Genomic DNA, 18,689 nt, shown 5'->3' with positions numbered 1-18,689 from the left:
GTTTTAGTCTTCTTCTCGGTTTAATACGCAGATTCAGTGCCAACTCACAGTAAATGCGGTAAACCCGCTTGTGATTCTGAAGATATCCCCCTTTTAGTTGAGCACTTTTTAAAACGCTTTGAGAAAATGTACGACAAACAAATTCAGGGAGTGAGCGAAAAAGCCACCGCCTTTATGCAAAGTTATGCTTGGCCAGGCAACATTCGTGAACTGGAAAACTTGTTGGAGCGTGCAGTATTACTCACCGAAGATCAACAAATGATTAAACTGAATGCGTTATTCCCACAAAAGCATGAACACGATGCTGAAGATGTGCACGGCAGCACAGATTTAGACAGATTGGTCAACGAAGGTTTTGACTTAGAACAGCATGAGCAACAACTGATTATGACCGCCATGCAAAAAGCCAAACAGAATGTATCTGAAGCTGCTCGTTTGTTGGGAATTTCCCGTGCCGCACTGGATTATCGTTTAAAAAAATACGCCATGCGTTAAAACTTCCTTCAATAAAAAAAGCCTTGTTTTTCAACAAGGCTTTTGCACTTTAAAGCAGCAATATTACCAACTCAGGGTCTGTGTGCCTGGGCGGAAAATCGCTTCACCCATCAGATCTGGATTTGAATATTTTAAACCTTGGATTAAATCACCTTCGGCAACACCGTACTGATCCATACACATTTTGCAAATATAGACCTCACCACCTTTGGCCATAATACTTTTTAGCATTTTTTGATGCTCTGCATACTTATGTTCAAAACGGTTGGATGCCAACATCACACCCTGATCAACCAAGTAAATGGTCAGTGGATGACCTTTGCCAAACTGGTTATTGCTCATGCCAATTGCCATTTTGGTACGGTGTGCATCATTACTGGTGAGCAATACAAATAGCGGATCTTTGTTATTCTCTGCCATAGCAGGCGATAGACTTGCAAAGCTCAGGAATAAAGACAGACACAACAGCTTAATCAATTTCATGGTTGATCTCAGAGTCAATTTAGATGTGATTAAAATAGTAGCATAATAAATATAATATATTTAAATAATTAATATATTATGCTTCGCATCTACAATTGACTTAAAAACCAGTGCTGCAAATGACCAAGTGAAGCCATCCCAGCTACAAAAAACAAAGCGCCACCCAACAGGCAGCACTCAGTACAAATTAAGCATTCGTGTTTTAAATAAACAGTTTAAGCGGCTAAATTTTTCTTAAGCTCATCTTCTACAATGCTAATTTCTAGCTCACTGAAACGACGGATTTCACCTTCTGCATGTTTTTCTAACATACCACCAATCAATGGAACTTTGACTTTAATGGTCCAATCTAACTGAATTTCAATTTTATCTTGATTGCCTGTAACGGTACGCTCGCCTTTGGCTTCCAAAGGTAAGTTAGCGCCTAACTCTACTGTAGAAGTAAGTGCGGACAAGTTGGTCACATCATTACGTTTTAAACGAAATGCATCTTTTAATAGTTTTTTTGCCATATCTGGAATATTCACATCCAAGTTATAAGCACGACGCAGGGTGTAAATATCACCATTCTTTTTTGATTCTAAAATTTCTAAATTTTCACCCGGAATACGTTTACACACCGCTTCATGTAACGCAATATCTGCCACTAAACGCTTAAATTCGTCAATTGAAACGCCATGAATGGTGGCATTAACAGTAAATTGATGAGCCATTTGAGTTCCTTTTATTTTGTTTATTGATGGAGTAGGTCTAGCATCATCGTGCAATATAATTTGGCTGATGCTCAACGGGTATAAGTTGTTTTATATCCTAAATACAACTTTACTTTCAGGCTATTAAAGTGTTTTTTCCACCTGCTGTCATTGACTCTATTTGTTCAAATCTATGTGCAGGATGCCAAATTCAGCCGCATAAATATCATGGCTATATAAAGTAAGATAATGCCCACAAAATTCGATTTTGGCATAAAAATGCTCTGCCCCATCATCCAATCCTGTGGCATACCAAGTGGTGCCTTGAGGGAAATCATCCAACCATTGGGCTCGATAAAAATCTGCAATTGAATTGAACTGTAAATAACGTTCTGGATTAGACAGAATATTTTGTGCAAGATGATCAAACTGAGCAAGCTGTGCCTGTTTAAAATGGATCAGGTTACTCATGCTTATCCTTTAAGGCAAAACTTGCACATGTTGTTGCTGACGTATTTTGCTCCATTCACGCCATCCTAAATAAGCCAATACCACAAATCCTACATAAAGCGCTGCGGTTAAAAATAAAGCTTTATAAATAAACATGCCTACGTAGAGTAGATCGACCACAATCCAAAGCAACCATGTAGCCAAATATTTACGACTGGTCCAATAGGTTGCCAACAGACTCAAAGCTGCAAGTTGTGCATCTAATAACGGTACAGATGCCTGCGTCCACTGCATTAAACTTAGACCAAAAATAAGCCCTAACCCCATACTAAGTACAAGCTGCTGCAGCATTTTATTTTGCGATAAGGTCTGAATCACGATGGCTTGAGTGTCTTGCTGTGCAGTTTTCCACTGGTAAAAACCGTAAATTGCCATGCCCATAAATAGCGTTTGTAATACTGTTTCGCCATACAATTGATATTCAAAGAACAAATAGGCATACAGCAAACAGGCAATAAAATTCACTACCCAACAAGCAATATGCCGTTTGATGGTTAACGTCACGCCTAAGACACTGATCAATACAGCAATTATTTCTAAAACCGACATTGATGCAGCCTATGAAAAAGAAAAATGCATGATACCTTGTTTCTGTAATACTGCTCAAACTCAGACTGAGTTAAGCACAAGTCAAAACAATAAAAATAAACACCCGATAAAATTGGCTTTATACATCTGCATGATTATATTTATGTTCTTGTCCAAAACGGTCTACATGGGTAATAAAAACACCATATTTACCCACATAATATTCCAAAGATTGTTGATAAAAACTCCAGTAAATCGACCACTCACCTAAATCTAACTGACGAATCTGCGTTTGGGCTTTAGCAGGCATTTTATTGAGTAATTCTTGCTGTATGGTTGTGGCATCATCAGGGTCGGAAGTAGAAACTTTTAGGCTTAAAAATAACGCTGCGACATCGTCAAATAATTGCTGTTCGTATTCGGCGACTTCTTCAACCACTTCTTCTACAGCACGAGGTGCTTTGTGGGTAATCGGGTCTTGTACGATATTGGCCATATCTTGACAGCTTTGCTGAAAGCTACGATTAATTTTTATTTTGAACCAGACTTTCCACACTGCATAGACTGCAATGAAGAACAAAATCCACAACAATAGTTTTGCCATCTTGGTCTTCGCTCTTATTCGGGCGCTTGAATAAAGTATAACGATTTCAGCGCTTAGCGTCTATTCTGTGTACTGTGCGAACACATCCTTAGCAACGGATTAAACCTAAACCTATACTGCTAAAGATCATCAATAGATACACAAATAAGCTTCTTATACTTAAATTCAATTAGACATGCTTGAATTACACAATACTACGCTTTTACTCAAAAATACGACTTGAGCATCATCATAATGAAGTAAAACACAACAAATTTCTGCTATTTCTTACAGGTGTTTTCCCTTCCAATAGAGCCTTGTTTTTATCTATAACTATAAGCTTAGATGATTAGAGCTGCACAAATTCAAGATGTCTCCGATTTGGTTGCGGTATTACACGCCAGTATTCGGTCTTGTATTCAAGATCATCAACGTAATGAAGCCAAAATTCAGGCATGGCTTGAAACGAAAAACTATGAAAATATTTTAATGCTGTTGCACTACAACAATTGTTGGGTCTATGTCCTACAGCATGTGGTGGTTGGCTTTATTATGATGAGTGATCGCGGGCAAATTTTACAACATGCGATTGCACCCGAAGTGCAACAGCGGGGTATTGGTCAAGCCTTGTTATTTGAAGCTATTGCTCATTTACGGGCTAAAAATGTATCGCAAATTAGTGTGTTTAGCACACAAACTGCGCTGATGTTTTATCAAAAATATGATTTTGAAATTCAACCACAAAAAATTAATTATGGGCATTTCACCCCCATGCTCAAACATCTTAATACAGAGCGATTAGAGCAATCTTGAGCACAACAATCTTACCGTTTTTACCCCATAAAAAAACCCGCTTTTATTTGAAAGCGGGTTCATCTGTATTGCAGCTACGTTTTACAAATGAATCTGATTTTATAAACGAACTAGCGCAATAATTTTTTCTGCCAATTCTTCAATGCTGTCTGCACTTAACTGCGCATCGGCACCGCTTTCTACATCACTAATCACCACAATGCCTGTTTCACGCAGTAACGCAACTTGCGTAGCATCTAACCCTGCTTTGGCAATTGCAACAATACCCTGCTGAATCAACAAACTTTCAATGGCCTGAGCCTGCGCTAAAATTTGACTTGAAACGCTGACTGCAGCAGGCTTCTGACCTAAACGTGCAGCACGATCTTCTGCAGTGACTGGCGCGCTGTGTGCAGACCATTCTACACAAGCTTCAACCATACCCGCACCAATGGTCACGTTATTAAGACGGTCAATGAAAATAAATGAACCTGTATAACGACTGTCTTGATAACGGTCGAACACGACCGGTGCATCAAATTCGATCGTTACATTAGCAATTGCATTCAGTTCAAGTTGTTCAACCTGCACCTGTTCCAAAGTATTTACATTGGTGCGGTAATGAATTGCGGTGACTTTCGCAGGCACAGTTTGCGTACCCACTTTTAAGTTATACAACTTACCAATCGATAAAGGCTGATCGGCCATCCACACCACTGTGGCATTTACAGCACGTGAAATTTCAGGACGTGCCTGATCTTCACGCACCAAAACATTACCACGTGAAATATCAATTTCATCATTTAAGGTCAGGGTAACGGCTTGTCCAGCAATGGCATGTTCTAGGTTACCATCAAAGGTCACAATCTCTTTCACGGTTGAGCTTTTGCCCGATGGTAAAGCCACAATGCGGTCACCAACATGAATATCGCCCAAAGCAATCGTGCCGCAGAAACCACGGAAGTCTAGGTTAGGACGGTTCACATATTGCACAGGGAAACGGAAATCATTGTGTGCAGTGTTACGGTTAATTTCTACCGACTCTAAGGTACCCATTAAGGTGTTGCCCGCATACCACGGCGTATGTTCCGATCTGTTCACCACGTTGTCGCCATTTAAGGCAGAAATAGGTGTAAAGATAATATTCGATGGTTTACGGCCACCCAATTGATTCACAAAATTGGCATATTCCGCCTGAATTTCATTAAAGCGTGCTTCTGAGTAATCCACTAAATCCATTTTATTAATGGCAACCACAATGTTGTGAATACCCAATAAACTAGAAATATAGGTATGACGACGGGTTTGGGTTTGCACACCATAACGCGCATCAATCAGAATAATCGCCAAATCACAGGTCGATGCACCTGTCGCCATGTTGCGAGTGTACTGCTCATGCCCTGGGGTATCGGCAATAATAAACTTACGTTTTTCAGTAGAGAAATAGCGGTAAGCGACATCAATGGTAATGCCCTGCTCACGCTCAGCTTGCAAGCCATCGACCAGTAAGGCCAAGTCAGGAGCATCGCCCGTGGTACCGACTTTTTTTGAGTCGCGGGTTACCGCTTGTAATTGATCTTCATAAATCAATTTTGAGTCGTACAACAAACGACCAATTAAGGTCGATTTACCATCATCTACATTACCGCAAGTTAAAAAGCGCAGTAGATCTTTGTTTTCGTGTTGTTTTAAGTACGCCAAAATGTCTTGGCTAATTAAATTCGATTGATGAGACATTGCTCAAAGCTCCACATATTCTTTAGAAACCAGTTTTTCATCCCGCTTAATCCTCCTGCTATGAAAGGAGGATTTTTGAAGGGAGATGAATTAGAAGTAGCCTTCCTGTTTTTTCTTTTCCATCGAGCCAGCTTCATCGTGGTCAATCATACGACCCTGACGTTCTGAACTGGTTGCCAATAGCATTTCCTGAATAATTTCAGGCAAGGTATTTGCTGCTGATTCGACTGCACCCGTAAGTGGATAACAGCCCAGAGTACGGAAACGTACCGATTTCATTTGTGGAACTTCACCTTCAAGTAAAGGCATACGTTCATCATCAACCATAATTAAAGTACCGCTACGCTCAACCACAGGACGTTCTGCAGCCAAGTACAATGGCACCAAAGGAATGCTTTCTAGGTAAATATATTGCCAGATGTCTAATTCAGTCCAGTTAGACAATGGGAACACACGAATGCTCTCGCCTTTGTTGACTTTACCGTTATACAAATTCCATAGCTCAGGACGCTGGTTTTTAGGGTCCCAGCGATGTTTGGCATCACGGAATGAATAAACACGCTCTTTGGCACGTGATTTTTCTTCATCACGACGTGCACCACCAAAAGCGGCATCAAAACCATATTTATCCAACGCCTGTTTTAAGCCTTGGGTTTTCATAATATCGGTATATTTAGAACTGCCATGATCGAATGGGTTGATGTTGGCATCTACCCCTTCTTGGTTTTGATGGACAATTAAATCAAAACCGTGCTGTTTTGCCATGTTGTCACGGAAAGTGATCATGTCTTTGAATTTCCAGCCTGTATCGACATGCAACAGTGGAAATGGGAGTTTTGCAGGGTAGAACGCTTTTAAAGCCAAATGCAGCATTACCGCAGAATCTTTACCAATCGAATACAGCATGACTGGATTTTCAAATTCAGCTGCAACCTCACGGATAATATGAATACTCTCAGCTTCAAGCTGTTTAAGATGAGTAAGTCGTTCCTGATTTATTGACATTGATCACACCGGATATACTTAAACTTGTGTCCAAATAACACAGATAAAATTTGATCTTGATTATAGTGATTTAGTTATGCTAACTATTGCTTGTTTTATTATATTTATATGCAAAAAGCTCATATAAAAGAAAACCAATAAGCAGTATAAGTTTTATTTAATCAGTGATCTATTCTTTTATGGCGACAAATTTTAATGCCAGTGAAATGAATTAACACGGTCAATTTTATACTTTTTAGCCTCGCTTTTTCCAATAAGTTAATAGATTATTCATCTAATCTAATGCTTCTACCCCGCTCAAAAAATGCTTAAAGTAAAGCCATATTTTTAGTTTTAAGATTCTCCCATGTCACATATTGAAACCATTATACCCAAACTTGAACAGGCAAAATTGGCTGGTTTTTTCTATCAGCACAGCCCTGAGCTTTTGGTTTTTCAAGAACCACTGAATGATGATGGCTCCATGCTCAACGTGTTTGTGCAACACGAACTCAGTGCAGATCAAATTGGCCTACAATTTGGTTTGCGTTGCCATGCAGATAAACTTTCCTTTTTATTGGGCATCACGCACAGCAACCAAGATCGCAGTTATGAAATTGGTGCAGGTAATTTAAAGGCCGACCAAAAAGCCTTTAACCTGATCTATGCTTTTTATAATTACCCTAAAGGGTTTTATTTGGTGGAAATGCCTTTAAATGCAACCACAGCAGAACTATACCAAGCCATTGAAACGCAATTATTTACGCAGCAGCAACTCGACTTTTTAAACACAGCCATGAAAATCAACCCCATGGGCGAACAAGTGGCTTGGATGAAAGCGCATATTTTGCAACAAGCTTTAGACATGAAAGTACGGATTCAGACGGCACTATTATAAGCCTCTTCACTTTAAAATTCTGCACATCACTCACAGTACACCAAGACCGCCCTGAACAGGTTGGTTGATTAAACTCGGAATTAATGTATACTGTGCATATACACAATACACTTGGATACTAAGGCTTGATTAAGAGTTTTAAACATAAAGGTCTTCAGGCTTTTTTCCAAACTGGTTCAACAGCAGGTATTCAAGCAGCGCATTCTACAAAATTACGTTTAATACTTGCAGCATTACATGCTGCATCTACAGTGAATGATTTGCGCACCCCACCCAATTGGCGTTTACATAAATTGAGTGGGAATCTACAAGATCAGTGGTCACTAACAGTAAATGGTAATTGGCGAGTAATTTTTAAATTTGAAGATGGTGATGTCTACATCGTAGATTATTTGGATTATCACTAAGCTTCTAGCGCAGGAGTACAAAGATGAATATGATGTTTAATGCACCTCATCCAGGTGAAATGTTACGCGAATATATTGGTGAAACTTCTGTGACTGAGGTGGCTCAAGCACTTGGAGTGACGCGTGCAAACCTATCTCGTATTTTGAATGGTCATACTGGAATTTCTGCAGATATGGCCCTTCGTTTAAGTGAAGCTTTAGAAACCTCACCAGAGTTTTGGCTGAATTTACAAATGCAGCATGATTTATGGCTTGCAAGCCAACGTCAACGCCCTACGATTAAAAAATTGGTGGCAAGCGCTTAATTATTAAGTTGTAATCAAAAAATAACCTGCTTTTCAGCAGGTTATTTTTTATCTGGACAAGAACACTCTAAGACTTAGTTTTTATGACGCATGTGCGGGAATAAAATCACATCACGAATACTGGCAGCGTTGGCAAACAACATAACCAAACGGTCAATCCCGATCCCTTCACCCGCTGTTGGTGGTAAGCCGTATTCCAATGCTTCAACGAAGTCTGCATCGTAGTGCATTGCTTCATCATCACCAGCGTCTTTTTCTGCAACCTGTGCTTGGAAACGCTCAGCTTGGTCAATCGGGTCATTTAACTCAGAAAAACCATTTGCCAATTCACGACCACCAATGAAGAACTCAAAACGGTCGGTAATGTGTGGATTATCATCATTACGACGTGCCAAAGGCGAAGTTTCTGCAGGATATTCAGTAATGAAAGTCGGCTGACGTAATTGTGTTTCCACCGTTTCTTCAAACACGATGGTTTGCAATTTGCCCAAACCAAAACCTGGTTTCACTTGCTCTTTTAATTCTTCCTGCACAAATTTTGCCAAGAATTCACGGTCATTAACATTGTCTGGCGTAAACTGTGGGTTATGCTCAAGAATGGCATCAAACATAGAAATTTTCTTGAATGGACCTTTGAAGCTATACACTTCTTCGCCATACGGCACATCTGTAGTACCCAAAATATCCAAAGCTAACTTTTCGAGCATTTGTTCAGTCAATGCCATCAAGTCTTTATAGTCAGCATAAGCTTGATAGAATTCAATCATGGTAAATTCAGGGTTATGACGCGTAGACACCCCTTCATTACGGAAGTTACGGTTAATTTCAAACACACGCTCAAAGCCACCAACCACTAAACGCTTTAAATATAGCTCAGGTGCAATACGCAAGAATAATGGCATATCTAAAGCATTATGATGCGTTTCAAATGGACGTGCCGATGCACCACCTGGAATCACATGCATCATTGGCGTTTCAACTTCCATAAAACGCTGTTCGGTTAAAAATGCACGAATACCCGAAACCACTTTGGCACGAATTTCAAAAGTCTTACGTGTATCTTCATTCACGATCAAGTCTAAATAACGCTTACGGTATTTTGCTTCGGTATCGCTTAGACCGTGGTATTTGTCTGGTAGTGGGCGTAATGATTTGGTGAGCAATTCAAAATGTTCGATATGAACATATAAATCACCTTTACCTGAACGACCAATATAGCCTTTGACTGCAATAATATCGCCAAGGTCTAAACTTTTAATAGTCTCTAAGGTTTCAGCACTGAGTTCTTTACGTGCCACATACAACTGAATACGTCCAGTCATGTCCTGAATCACGATGAATGAACCACGGTTCAACATCACACGACCCGCTACAGACACATAAACTTTTTCACCTGCTTCAATTTCTTCTTTAGAAATTTCTGCAAATTGGGCCTGTAAGTCTTCTGCATAATGTTCGCGCTTGAATGTATTTGGCCAAGGACTAGTACCCTTCGCCTGCGCTTGTTCTTGAATTTGCTTTAACTTGGCATGACGCTGCGCAATTAAATCGTTTTCGGAAATAATGGGTTCAGAAGTCGATTGAGCGTTATGTTGCGTCATCTCTGCCTCGAATAATTACTAAAAAAAGAAGTTCAATAGAATAGCAGATTTAGACACGATTTCGTATGCCTTCTCTAACTCGGTCTATATATTTTTTTAATTGCCCCTTGCTTTTATAGCTTTTTGTTGACTTAGACCAAAAGCTAACTTCTTTCTTTGCCCGAGCGCACTACAATATTGATCAGAAAATAGATGAAAAAGATCGTTTTTGGTCGCTATTTTTAGTTTCAGCCAAACCGAGTTAAAAATCACGATCTGTACTATGAAATCTGTTCTATGAAAATAATCGACTATGTGAATCTGGCAATGAATACATGTGCTTTAAAAGTCTTGTTTTTACATGGGTTAGATTCCTCTCGGGAATCGACTAAATTCCATGCCATTGATGCAGAGCAAAAATTTTGCATCAACGTCGATTATCGCAACCTGAATTATCAAACAGTGGCAGATTTTTACCACAACATCATCCAAAAAATTAAACCTGAAATTCTGGTTGGGCATAGTTTAGGGGGCTACTGGGCACTCAAAATGTCCTTGTTCCATCACATCCCTTGCGTGGTGGCTAATCCAAGTTTAGCGCCAAGCTTTCGTGATGATTACCCTGCTATTTCCGATGCAGATTTACAACACGATATTCCACAAGTCGCCTATTTGGAATTGGGCGATGAAATTCTGGATATGCACGCAGCACAAGAATTTTTAGAAAACTATATGCAGACCTCTACCTTCGAGTCAGGGCATCATCGTTTATTGCATCCAGAAAATATCAACCCTTGTATTCAACAAATTGAGCAAGCTTATTTGGGCAAATAGTTTTTCCATAAACTTTTTCTAGCCATTGATTCCATAAAAAAAGCCTGATCACCTTATTGGATCAGGCTTTTTTCTGTCATTTTAAGTACAGTATGACTTAAAAAAACGCAGCGATGCTTATTTCTATTAAGCCACAGCTTGCTCTGGCTTAGATTTATTGTCTAATACAGACCAAATCTCTAAACCTAAATCTTTATGCAAATCTGGTAAATCTAGGAAAATGCTTGCACCCAAAACTTGATGCTTACATTTTTCTGCCAATTGTTTTACTGCTTTTAAAGTACCGCCAGTCGCCAATACGTCATCTACAATAATCACTTTTTGTGATTTTACATCGGCAGCCATTTCTAAACGGTCTAAACCGTATTCTAAGCTATAACCTACACCTACCACTGGAGGCGGCAATTTACCCGCTTTACGCACAAGTACTAAACCTTTACCCGTACGTTGTGCCAACAAACTTGCCAACACAAAACCACGTGCTTCAACTGCAATAAAGCTTTCAACTTCGGCCAATTGTTCTGCAGGAATACTGGCAATCAACGCATCTGTTAATGAATCCAAATTATTCATAAACAACGGCGTTAAATCATAAAAATCAATGCCTGGTTTTGGGAAATGAGGAACAGTACGAATATGCGACCACAAAAAAGTAGACAAATTGCTCATGGAAGATCAGAAATGTGACTAAAGAATGGTTGAATTTTAACGTTTATTTTCAATTAAGGCTAGTGATCAAATCGGCAAGATAAGCACTCACCGCACCAAACAAAGAAACAAATTATTGATTTTATTAAATATAATTATTTATCAAAATTTAAATATACAAAAATTCCATCATAAAATATCAAAATCATGCTTATTATTCTGTACGACCAAGGTCTTAAATAACCATAAAACTCCCAATAAGATGAATTTTCCACGATAAAACCACCTGATTTATTGTAGAAAATAGGGCAAGGCAGGCTTTTTCAGTCGAGTTTTGTCCTCAGCTGCTATTCAATCTGCTGAGCAGCACATTAAAATCGCTTATTTACTTTACTTTAGCCGTATAACTGCGTAAAAATTTAATCAAATAGATATACTAAAAGTCATATCATGTATCTGGTCGTAGATAAGTTTTTGCTGATCTAGAAATTTAAAGATCGGTTTATGGAGAATTAAATGAAAAAATATCAATGCATCGTTTGTGGATGGATTTATGACGAAGCAGAAGGCTGGCCTCAAGACGGTATTGTGGCAGGTACATTGTGGGAAGATATCCCTGATGACTGGACTTGCCCAGACTGCGGCGTTTCAAAAGCTGACTTTGAAATGATTGAAGTTTAAGACCATTAAAAGACCATGCCGCATGGTCTTTTTTTAACGCCTATTTCTATGCCCTAATTTGGAGTACACCCTATGCATCCTATCGTTATTATTGGTTCAGGCATGGCAGGTTATACTGTTGCTCGCGAATTCCGTAAACTCAATACAGAACATGAATTACTCATGATCTGCGCAGACGATGCCACCAACTATGCGAAACCAACCTTGTCTAATGCTTTGGCAGGCAATAAAGCACCTGCACAAATTGCCTTGGGCGATGCAGAGAAAATGGCAAGCCAACTCAATATGCGCATTGCAACGCAGACTTGGGTAAAAGCGATTGATGCAGAAGCACATGTACTCGAAATTGAAAAAGATGGTGTAAGCAGCCGTCAGCCTTATTCCAAACTGATTTTAGCAGTGGGCGCTAACCCTGTACGTTTAGCCATTGCAGGTGATGGCAGCGATGACATTCATGTTGTAAATAACTTAAGTGATTACACAGCATTCCGCCAACAGCTCGAACAACGCCAAGACAAACGTGTCGTGATTTTAGGCGCAGGCTTAATTGGCTGTGAATTTGCCAACGACTTACAGCAAACAGGTCATCAAGTCACGGTGATTGACCTTGCGCCCCAACCTCTTGGGCGTTTACTACCTGATTATGTTGCCAGCGCATTTAAACAAAATTTAGAAGAAACAGGCATTCACTTTGTACTTGGCACAACTGTTGAAAAAGTTTCAAAAATTAAAAATGACGACTATTTAGTGACGATTACCAGCGGTCAATCTTTAATTGCCGATGTCGTTCTGTCTGCAATTGGCTTACAACCGAATATTGCACTGGCAAAAACTGCAGGCATTGAAACCAGCCGTGGTGTATTGACCAATGCACAACTCGAAACCAGCCAAGCTGATATCTATGCAGTGGGTGACTGTGCCGAAGTGAATGGAATTCTTTTGCCATATGTAATGCCAATTATGCAGCAGGCACGTGCCTTAGCTAAAACCTTAAATGGTGAAACCACACAGGTGCACTACCCTGCCATGCCTGTTGCGGTTAAAACACCAGCTGCACCACTCACTGTTTTACCTGCACCACTTGGGGTAGATGTGAACTGGCATACTGAAGAGTTTGATGATGGCATGATTGCTAGAGCTTATGACCAAACTGACACCCTGCGTGGCTTTGTACTTTTAGGAGCAACTGCGGCTAAACAACGCTTGAGTTTGACTAAATTAGTGCCAGACTTATTGCCAATAACAGAATAAAATAATAATAAGGGCAAGGCTTCGGCTTTGCCTTGAATGAGGACAACAACATGAATAGCGCACTTCAGTTTAATACTTCGCCTTATACGGCATTTATGCACGAAACCAAGGTCGATTTAGGCAATGGAATTGAGCTGCATGTCGAAATTGGCGGTAAGACTGAAGATCCTCCAATTTTACTGATCATGGGGCTGGGTGCGCAAATGTTGTATTGGCCCGATTTCTTCTGTAAATCTTTAATTGATCAGGGTTATCGGGTGATCCGCTATGACAACCGGGATATTGGTTTGTCGTCAAAAATTCGCCATAAAGGCCCACGCCTAAATACCTATAAAATGATGGGGCGTTTTAGCTTAGGACTACAAAACCAAGGCGCGCCTTATAATTTATATGACATGGCGGAAGATGCAGCGCTACTTTTAGAGCGCTTGGGCATTGAAAAGACTGATGTCATCGGTGCTTCAATGGGCGGCATGATTGCGCAAATCCTTGCAGCAAAATATTCAGATAAAGTAAATAATTTAGGCTTATTATTTACTAGCAACAATCAGCCTTTTTTACCACCACCATTTCCTAAACAACTGTTCAGTCTGTTAGAAAGACCAAAATCGCAGGATGAAAATGGTATTGTTGATCATAGTTTAAAACTATTTAAGGTGATAGGCTCACCTGGCTACGTGAACCAACTCGAAGCCATGCAAACCGCACGTAAATTATATCAACGAAGTTATTATCCAGCGGGTGTACTTCAACAGTTTTTAGCAATATTATGTACAGGCTCGTTGCTACAACTGGACAAACAAATTCAGCACCCTACCCTTGTGGTACATGGTTCGCAGGATCGTTTGCTCCCACCAGGGCATGGTAAAGCTGTTGCGAAAGCGATTCCGGGCGCTAAGTTTGAGTTAATTAAAGGAATGGGGCATGATATTCCCCCACACTTTATTCCTCATCTTAGTGGACTGTTTGCTCACCACTTTAAATCATAATCATTAGGACACTATGGCTGCATTACCATCTTTAAGACAGCTGTCATACCTCGTTACACTGTCTGAAACGTTACATTTCACAGAAGCGGCTCGCCGTTCTTTTGTAACTCAGTCGACTTTGTCGGGCGGGATCATGGAACTAGAGCGCCTTCTTGGCGGCGTTTTAGTTGAACGTGATCGACAGAATGTACGTTTAACCCCATTGGGTGAACAAGTCGTAGCACGCGCCCGTGTTCTGCTCGCAGATGCACAGGACTTAATGCGTTTAAGCCGTGAAATGAGTGAACCCCTCACGGGTGATTTACACCTCGGTGTAATTCCAACCATTGCTCCGTTCATTTTGGCGCAGTTGTTAGATGAAGTGCATAAACAACTGCCTAAAATTCAGCTACATTTGCACGAAGCTCAAAGCGAGAAAATTGTCGAAAAACTGGAACATGGCAATTTAGATATGGTGGTGTTAGCACTACCATTCGATACGCGTGGTTTAAAAGTCGCTGAAATTTCGAAAGAAGACTTATTCTTGGTTTATCACAAGGGTGACCAAAAATCAGCTCAGGCCAATTCTTTAGATGATCTGGATTTATCACGCCTCATGTTGCTTGAAGAAGGCCATTGCTTACGTGACCACACTTTAAGTGCCTGCCCAATTGGTGAGCGCAAAAATGATCACCGTTTAAAAGCCAGCTCTTTACCAACCTTGGTTGAAATGGTATCTGCAAATTTAGGTTTTACCCTATTGCCTGAAATTGCAATTCATAATGCCATGATTAAATCGAATCCAGATTTACAAATCAAAAGCATTGAAGCCGCACCAAGCCGTACTTTAGCTTTGGTAACACGTAAAAGCACACCGTTACACAGTGAGTTTGACGTTTTGCTACAAATTTTACAAAAGATCACTCAAACTACAGTATAAAAATGCTGTTGTAATCAAGGAGCCTAAACGGCTCCTTTTTTTATTCTTCGTTATAATACCTATCAAACACCAATCCTTTTTATGGATTTAAGTGATTTAAAAATATAAATAAAATAAAAAATTGCTGTTTTATTGATTTTTGCATATTTAGGTGCAAATCTTTAAAAGGAATCCTATTATTGTTACACAACTCACATAATTACAATATTTAGAAAAACATACGCAACAACAATTATTTATATTTACCTTTTTTGCTAAAAATCACTATATTCAAGGATATTCAGACTCCCTAATATTTTGCAAAATAGCGTTAATTAAGAATCAAGATTTTTTCATTGAGCAAAACAGGAGTACTTGCAATGATTCATAGAGATCTGATTTTGCCTGTGCCTGTTTTACTGATTGATCATTCCGTCGAGCAGTTAAACGACTTAAGCGATATTTTACTGAATTTTGGCTACCCAGAAGAATTACTGTTAAGCAGTACTTCTTTACAGCATGCAACTCTCATGGTGCAGCATCACTTACCCAATATTGTGTTTATTAATCTGCAAGATTGGTCAAAAGCAGATATTGAGTTTATTCAAAACTTAAAACACTTTCGTAAAGACACATTAGTGGTTGCCGTATTACCCTCGAATATGCCCAAACAATTGTTACAGGCGATTCACTTAGGTATTTCTGCCTATGTCTTTTGTGATCAGAGTTTTGCAGAAATGCAAATGCAGATTCGTACCATCTTACGGGGCGGCTCTCCGCTTGATCGCACCCTTGCAAATGAAATCTTAGCATGCGAACAGCACATCATTTCTCTGGGTCATTCCCTAGCACTGTCTAAAACTGAGTATGATATTTTAGCGCTTTCTGGTCAGGGTATGCCCTCACAACAAGTGGCAGAAAATTTAAATGCCTCAGAACAATTAGTGCATGGTTACGTCAAAAGCATTTATCGCAAAATCATGAACGTGGATGATGCCACTTGCTGTTTTGCTTAAACTTATATTTGAAATGTAGATCAATTTACTAGAGCCAATAAAAATAATTTCAGATCAAAAAAGAGCGATGTTCAACATCGCTCTTTTTACAGATTTTGATTTAAAGTTTTGAATTAAACAATACTGTCAGTGAGTAAGCGCTGCGCATTGTGAGGCGTTTCACCTTCTGCAGGTTGAGCACGCACCCAAGTACCATCGCCTTGTAATAACCATGCCTGTTGATTATCCTGCATATAGGTCAGCAAACCTTGTTCATAAATACGCTTTTTCAATGCAGGATCTTCTATCGGGAAACATGCTTCGACACGGTTAAAGAGGTTGCGATCCATCCAGTCCGCACTTGAGCAATAAATACGTGGATTACCATTATTTGAGAAATAATATACACGGGTATGTTCAAGGAAGCGTCCCACAATTGAACGCACACGAATATTTTCAGAAAGCCCTGGTAAACCTGGACGCAAACAGCAAATTGAACGAATAATTAAATCAATCTGCACACCCGCCTGAGACGCTTCGTATAACTTATTGATCAGTTGCATTTCGGTCAATGCATTCACTTTCACAATAATCTGTGCAGGTTTGCCCGCTTTGGCGTTGGCAATTTCTTCATCAATATAATTGACCAATTGTGCATGCAGGGTAAATGGTGCGTGCAATAACTTTTTCAGTTTTGCCATTTTGCCCATGCCTGTCAGCTCTTGGAAAATACGATGCACATCTTCACACAGCTCTTTGTCTGTGGTCAGTAAGCCATAGTCTGTATAGATACGCGCATTGCCTGCATGGTAGTTACCTGTGCCTAAATGCACATAACGCACCAATTTGTTGTTTTCACGGCGCACCACCAAAATCATTTTGGCGTGAGTCTTATAGCCCACAATGCCATATACCACAACAGCACCCGCTTCTTGGAGTACATTGGCCACAGCAATGTTAGATTCCTCATCAAAACGTGCACGTAACTCAATCACCGCAGTAACCTCTTTACCATTACGTGCAGCTTCTGCAAGGACTTGCACAATTTCTGAGTCTGCTCCACTACGGTATAAGGTTTGTTTGATCGCTAGTACTTGAGGGTCACGTGCGGCTTCACGCAGCAAGTTAATCACTGGTGCAAAAGATTCAAACGGATGATGTAGCAGGATGTCCTGTTTTTGCATTGCTGAAAAAATATTTTCAGACTTTTTTAGCACCTTTGGAATGGCAGGTGTATGTGAATCATAACGTAAATGTGGGCGTTTAAAATTAGACAGTAAACGTGCCAAATTCACTGGGCCATCGACCTTATAGAGTTGCTCTTCTTCAAGATCGAATTCATTCAGCAAGTATTCGTAAATTGGTTTCGGGCAGTTGTGTGTGACTTCCAAACGCACCGCACGACCAAAACGACGTGAGTTCAATTCACCTTTTAAAGCTTTGGCCAAGTCTTCAACATCTTCATTTAAAGCCAAATCTGCATTACGTGTCACACGGAACTGATAGCAACCTGTTGCTGTCATACCCGGGAACAAGTCTGACACATGTTCATGAATGATCGCAGAAAGCATCACGTGATGCTCTTTACCGCCTGTAAGTTCATCTGGCAAGCGTACAACACGTGGTAATGAACGTGGCGCAGGCACAACCGCTAAATCAATTTGACGACCAAACGCATCTTTCCCTTCAAGCGTCACAATAAAGTTCAGGCTTTTATTGACCAAACGTGGGAATGGGTGGGCTGGGTCTAGGCTAATTGGAGTCAGTACAGGCGCAACTTGTTCTTGGAAATATTTTTTCACCCAAGCCGATTGTGCTGGGGTTAACTCACCACGACGCAAGAAACAAATATCTTCTTCACGTAATTTTGGCAAAATTTCCTGATTTAAAATACGGTACTGGTGCTCAATGGCAGCATGTGCGGTTTTAGAAATTTGATCTAACACCTGCTTTGGTGTTAAACCATCTGGACTACGGCTTTCATTGCCCAAATCCAATTGTTCCATGACCCCAGCTACACGAATTTCAAAGAATTCATCTAGGTTGCGCGAAAAAATCAACAGGAAGTTCATGCGCTCCAGTAATGGATGCAATGGATCTACAGCTTGCTCAAGCACACGCAAATGGAAGTCTAAAATAGAAAGTTCGCGGTTAATGTAGCGATCATTATATGTATATTCTGTTTGCGCAGGAGTCGCGCCAGTTGCCGTATTCATACCCACCTATGCTTTTATAAAATGTTTGGCATTGCTACAAGTATGCTTCAATTTTGTGACATTTTCATAAAAAAAGCCTAAAAAATTAGGCTTTATAGATATTTTCACTGTCCCGTCCTGAAATAAGTTTACACCTTAAGAGACTTATTTTATGGAACATAAACGAGAACAACGAGTTAAACG

At 40.0% G+C, this 18,689-nt stretch carries 20 protein-coding genes and 1 pseudogene; 11 read left to right on the top strand and 10 right to left on the bottom strand.

The features are described 5' to 3' along the window. Positions 1-78 precede the first annotated feature (78 nt). Positions 79-495, top strand: a pseudogene (locus HHA41_RS11435) (helix-turn-helix domain-containing protein); the annotation flags it as partial. Between the two features lie 63 nt (positions 496-558). On the opposite strand, the gene HHA41_RS11430 reads toward HHA41_RS11435, so the two are convergent. From HHA41_RS11430 to HHA41_RS11410, 5 genes are all read right to left on the bottom strand, one after another. Then, complete coding sequence (locus HHA41_RS11430) at positions 559-978, bottom strand: DsrE family protein (protein ID WP_168461801.1); 420 nt, start codon at positions 976-978, stop codon at positions 559-561. Between the two features lie 215 nt (positions 979-1,193). Beyond that, positions 1,194-1,691, bottom strand: coding sequence for a DUF2505 domain-containing protein (locus HHA41_RS11425; protein ID WP_168461800.1), 498 nt, complete (start codon positions 1,689-1,691; stop codon positions 1,194-1,196). Positions 1,692-1,847: 156 nt separating this feature from the next. Further along, the gene (locus HHA41_RS11420) at positions 1,848-2,141 is read right to left on the bottom strand and encodes a hypothetical protein (RefSeq protein ID WP_168461799.1); all 294 of its coding nucleotides are present in this window, start codon (positions 2,139-2,141) and stop codon (positions 1,848-1,850) included. Between the two features lie 9 nt (positions 2,142-2,150). Further along, positions 2,151-2,729 (bottom strand): nicotinamide riboside transporter PnuC, encoded by a 579-nt coding sequence (gene pnuC, locus HHA41_RS11415; protein ID WP_168461798.1) that lies wholly within the window; start codon positions 2,727-2,729, stop codon positions 2,151-2,153. Between the two features lie 118 nt (positions 2,730-2,847). Continuing rightward, positions 2,848-3,312: a hypothetical protein gene (locus tag HHA41_RS11410; RefSeq protein ID WP_168461796.1), complete on the bottom strand. Its 465-nt coding sequence runs from the start codon at positions 3,310-3,312 to the stop codon at positions 2,848-2,850. 324 nt (positions 3,313-3,636) lie between these two features. On the opposite strand from HHA41_RS11410, the gene HHA41_RS11405 reads away from it, so the two are divergent. Beyond that, the gene (locus HHA41_RS11405) at positions 3,637-4,104 is read left to right on the top strand and encodes a GNAT family N-acetyltransferase (RefSeq protein WP_168461794.1); all 468 of its coding nucleotides are present in this window, start codon (positions 3,637-3,639) and stop codon (positions 4,102-4,104) included. Between the two features lie 99 nt (positions 4,105-4,203). Here the strand turns inward: HHA41_RS11405 and cysN are convergent, their stop codons facing one another. Together cysN and cysD are read right to left on the bottom strand one after the other, a co-directional pair. After that, positions 4,204-5,820, bottom strand: a complete 1,617-nt coding sequence (gene cysN, locus HHA41_RS11400; protein WP_168461793.1) for a sulfate adenylyltransferase subunit CysN — start codon at positions 5,818-5,820, stop codon at positions 4,204-4,206. Positions 5,821-5,910: 90 nt separating this feature from the next. After that, the gene (cysD, locus tag HHA41_RS11395; protein WP_171458961.1) at positions 5,911-6,819 is read right to left on the bottom strand and encodes a sulfate adenylyltransferase subunit CysD; all 909 of its coding nucleotides are present in this window, start codon (positions 6,817-6,819) and stop codon (positions 5,911-5,913) included. A 352-nt stretch (positions 6,820-7,171) separates the two neighbouring features. Between cysD and HHA41_RS11390 the strand changes: the two genes are divergently transcribed. The 3 genes from HHA41_RS11390 to HHA41_RS11380 all read left to right on the top strand — a co-directional run bounded on the left by HHA41_RS11390 (position 7,172) and on the right by HHA41_RS11380 (position 8,414). Further along, complete coding sequence (locus HHA41_RS11390) at positions 7,172-7,702, top strand: hypothetical protein (protein ID WP_168461792.1); 531 nt, start codon at positions 7,172-7,174, stop codon at positions 7,700-7,702. Between the two features lie 125 nt (positions 7,703-7,827). Further along, entirely contained in the window at positions 7,828-8,109 is a 282-nt protein-coding gene (locus tag HHA41_RS11385) for a type II toxin-antitoxin system RelE/ParE family toxin (RefSeq protein ID WP_168419323.1), read from the top strand. 23 nt (positions 8,110-8,132) lie between these two features. Then, positions 8,133-8,414 carry a HigA family addiction module antitoxin gene (locus HHA41_RS11380; RefSeq protein ID WP_136144789.1) on the top strand — a complete coding sequence of 94 codons (282 nt, stop codon included), beginning with the start codon at positions 8,133-8,135 and terminating at the stop codon, positions 8,412-8,414. Positions 8,415-8,488: 74 nt separating this feature from the next. Here HHA41_RS11380 and lysS read toward each other — a convergent pair whose 3' ends face one another. Continuing rightward, positions 8,489-10,015: a lysine--tRNA ligase gene (lysS, locus tag HHA41_RS11375; RefSeq protein ID WP_168461791.1), complete on the bottom strand. Its 1,527-nt coding sequence runs from the start codon at positions 10,013-10,015 to the stop codon at positions 8,489-8,491. Between the two features lie 306 nt (positions 10,016-10,321). Here lysS and HHA41_RS11370 point away from each other — a divergent pair, with 306 nt between their 5' ends. Beyond that, the gene (locus HHA41_RS11370; RefSeq protein ID WP_168419329.1) at positions 10,322-10,828 is read left to right on the top strand and encodes a YqiA/YcfP family alpha/beta fold hydrolase; all 507 of its coding nucleotides are present in this window, start codon (positions 10,322-10,324) and stop codon (positions 10,826-10,828) included. A 126-nt stretch (positions 10,829-10,954) separates the two neighbouring features. Here the strand turns inward: HHA41_RS11370 and HHA41_RS11365 are convergent, their stop codons facing one another. Further along, a complete protein-coding gene (locus HHA41_RS11365) occupies positions 10,955-11,497 on the bottom strand; it encodes an adenine phosphoribosyltransferase (RefSeq protein WP_168419322.1) in 543 nt (180 codons plus the stop codon). A 495-nt stretch (positions 11,498-11,992) separates the two neighbouring features. On the opposite strand from HHA41_RS11365, the gene rubA reads away from it, so the two are divergent. From rubA to HHA41_RS11340, 5 genes are all read left to right on the top strand, one after another. Further along, positions 11,993-12,157, top strand: coding sequence for a rubredoxin RubA (gene rubA, locus HHA41_RS11360; protein ID WP_004972007.1), 165 nt, complete (start codon positions 11,993-11,995; stop codon positions 12,155-12,157). A gap of 72 nt (positions 12,158-12,229) precedes the next feature. Next, positions 12,230-13,408: an FAD-dependent oxidoreductase gene (locus HHA41_RS11355; RefSeq protein WP_168419321.1), complete on the top strand. Its 1,179-nt coding sequence runs from the start codon at positions 12,230-12,232 to the stop codon at positions 13,406-13,408. 50 nt (positions 13,409-13,458) lie between these two features. Next, positions 13,459-14,397 (top strand): esterase EstB, encoded by a 939-nt coding sequence (estB, locus tag HHA41_RS11350; protein ID WP_216075476.1) that lies wholly within the window; start codon positions 13,459-13,461, stop codon positions 14,395-14,397. Between the two features lie 13 nt (positions 14,398-14,410). Further along, positions 14,411-15,316 carry a LysR family transcriptional regulator OxyR gene (oxyR, locus tag HHA41_RS11345; protein WP_168419320.1) on the top strand — a complete coding sequence of 302 codons (906 nt, stop codon included), beginning with the start codon at positions 14,411-14,413 and terminating at the stop codon, positions 15,314-15,316. Between the two features lie 359 nt (positions 15,317-15,675). Next, positions 15,676-16,311, top strand: a complete 636-nt coding sequence (locus HHA41_RS11340) for a LuxR C-terminal-related transcriptional regulator (RefSeq protein WP_168419319.1) — start codon at positions 15,676-15,678, stop codon at positions 16,309-16,311. A 113-nt stretch (positions 16,312-16,424) separates the two neighbouring features. Here the strand turns inward: HHA41_RS11340 and ppk1 are convergent, their stop codons facing one another. After that, complete coding sequence (ppk1, locus tag HHA41_RS11335; protein ID WP_168461790.1) at positions 16,425-18,506, bottom strand: polyphosphate kinase 1; 2,082 nt, start codon at positions 18,504-18,506, stop codon at positions 16,425-16,427. Positions 18,507-18,689 lie beyond the last annotated feature (183 nt).

This window comes from Acinetobacter sp. A1, from assembly GCF_012371315.1.
In the GTDB taxonomy this organism is placed as follows: domain Bacteria; phylum Pseudomonadota; class Gammaproteobacteria; order Pseudomonadales; family Moraxellaceae; genus Acinetobacter.
This window is presented reverse-complemented; position numbering and strand designations above follow the sequence as displayed.